This window comes from Okeania sp. (assembly GCF_983059655.1).
On the sequence record NZ_CEZPJD010000967.1, the window covers coordinates 1 to 2,632 of the forward strand.

General features: G+C 38.8%; 1 protein-coding gene. It reads right to left on the reverse strand.

The features are described from left to right. Positions 1 to 172: 172 nt before the first annotated feature. Positions 173 to 2,407: a 5-methyltetrahydropteroyltriglutamate--homocysteine S-methyltransferase gene (metE, locus tag AC3DU7_RS30715; protein ID WP_488043025.1), complete on the reverse strand. Its 2,235-nt coding sequence runs from the start codon at positions 2,405 to 2,407 to the stop codon at positions 173 to 175. Positions 2,408 to 2,632 lie beyond the last annotated feature (225 nt).

Consider the following 2,632-nt stretch of genomic DNA (forward strand, 5'->3'; position numbering starts at 1 on the left):
CCAAAATTGGGGGGCTAGGGGGGCAAAATCATACCCAGAATCAGCAACGCCAAAATATTTAACTCAGTATTTCAAGCCTCCGACTTTAGTCGGAGGTTCACTGATAACTGTGAGCGTAGCTCCTCCGTAGGAGGCTAACTGATAACTGTTAACTGATAACTGATAACTGAAACTACTCCTGTCGCAAACTAATCGCAGCTTGTACCATATTCCGAGTTGCCGGAATCGCCTCTTCCCAACGACGAGTTTTCAAACCACAGTCGGGATTAACCCAAATCTGAGTTACAGGTAGATGCTGAATACACTTACGCAAACTTTCCCTCAAATACTCAGTAGTAGGAATACTCGGAGAGTGAACGTCATAAACTCCCGGTCCCACCTGAGCAGGATAATCAGCATCAGTCAGTTGCATTAAAATTTGATTATTACTACGACTATCCTCAATAGAAATGACGTCAGCATCCAATTGCTTAATAGATTCCATAATGTCGCCGAACTCAGAGTAACACATATGAGTATGTACCTGAGTTTCTGGTAGAGCGATCGCCGTCGATAACCTAAAAGCATCAACGGCCCAACTCAAATATTCATGCCAACGCTGTTGTTTTAGTGGCAAACCTTCCCGCATCGCTGGTTCATCTACTTGAATAAAAGCAGCACCTGCCTTCTCTAAATCTTTCAGTTCTTCGCGAATAGCTAATGCTAATTGGTATGCCTGTTCTTGGCGAGAAATATCGGTGCGGGGATAAGACCAATTCAACATAGTTACTGGTCCGGTTAACATTCCTTTTACTGGTTTTTCAGTTAAAGATTTAGCCACTTCAAATTCTCTAACTGTCATTGCATGAGGGCGATAAATATCACCAAAAATAATTGGTGGGCGTACATAACGACTGCCATAACTTTGTACCCAACCATGAGTAGTAAAAGTATAACCATCTAACTGTTCGCCGAAGTATTCCACCATGTCAGAACGTTCAAATTCTCCATGGACTAAAACATCCATTCCCATCCCTTCTTGTAGTCCAATACAGTAGGCAATATGGGCATCAATTTGCGCTAAATATTCAGCTTGATTCAGCTCGCCTTTTTTATAACGCGCCCGTAATTTTCTAACTTGTTTAGTCTGGGGAAATGAACCAATAGTTGTTGTAGGAAAAGCAGGTAATTTTATTTGATTTTCTACTCTTTCTTCATAAGACATGCTTCGCCTAAAGTCTGTTTCTTTCAGTGCTTTAATTTGACTTTTTACTTTTTCATTGGCAGGGCTAAATTTATAAAATTCTTGCCAGTATATTTCGATTTTTTCTATCTCTGACTTACTACTTTCCCCAGTCAAAGCTTTGGATAACAAAACTGTCTCTTCTAGTTTTTGTTCGGCAAAACTTAATACATTTCGCAGTGCTTCTGGCAGTTTTACCTCGCGTCTAACATCATAAGGCACAAATTGTAAAGAAGCAGAAGGCTGTACATAAATATTAGGAACAATCCCTTTTAATTCCTCTAATAAAGATACTACTTCTTGAGTACGAATCCGCCAAATATTTCGACCATCAACTACACCCGCACCGAGAGTTTTATCTGCTGGAAAACCATGACTTTTAATTAGTTCTAAATTTTTACCGCGAGTCAAGTCGAGACTAATAGATGTTACTGGCAATTTCATCACCCAAGGATAGGTTTCTCCCAGGTCATCAAAGTAGGTGACAAGATTAATATTTAATCCCACTTTTGCTAATTCAGCATAAACGGTCTCTAACTGCTTTTTGAGATTAGGAGCATCGCCGAAAACTAAAGCAGGTTCGTGTAATTGTATTTCCGAAATTCCTAAATCTTTTAATTGAGTTAATAGCTCGCTGTATAGCTGCAAAAGTTGGCTGAGAACCTTGTCAAATTCTACAGATTCTAAACGACTTAAACGGAGAAAAGTAACAGGGCTGATAATAATAGGAACTGCACTTTCGCCGATTATTTTTTGGGCGCGTTTTACAGTGTCTAAGAAATCGGAAAAATCTGCTTTTGGAGTAATATCTGGTGTAATTTCTGGCACTAAATAGTGATAGTTTGTATCAAACCATTTAGTCATGTCTAATGCTGGAATACCATCTTTTCCCCGTGCCATTGCAAAGTAGCGTTCTAAACTTTGGAATGGTTGAAAACGCTTGGGAATTATTCCTAAACGATAACTCCAATCTAATATTTGGTCGTAGAGAGTAGCGTCACCGATCCCGATACGTTCGATACCTGCTTTAGCTTGGGTTTCCCAACTTGTTTCTTCAATTTCTCGGACAGTTTTGAGCAATTCATCAGCACTAATTTTTTGCTGCCAAAATAATTCGAGTGCTTTTTTTACTTCGCGATTTTTCCCTATGCGGGGATATCCCAAGGTTGATGTTGATATTGACATAGTTTTTATTGATTTGCAGTAAATTGGATTGATTTATCTGAGGTGAAACGTCTATCAAGACTCCCTCAGATTGGGGAAGTTAAAAGTTAAAAGTCAAAAGTAAGATTTATATAGCAATATGATTTGAGTTGTGAGATATTGGAAATTTTTAGGGAATAGGGAACAGGGAACAGGGAATAGAGAAGAGGAAAAAAACGTATCATATGAATATAATAATTGCTATAT

What these genes read in the sequence shown, in the direction of transcription:
- metE (WP_488043025.1), bottom strand. Translation starts at nt 2,407, where the DNA reads ATGTCAATATCAACATCAACCTTGGGATATCCCCGCATAGGGAAAAAT.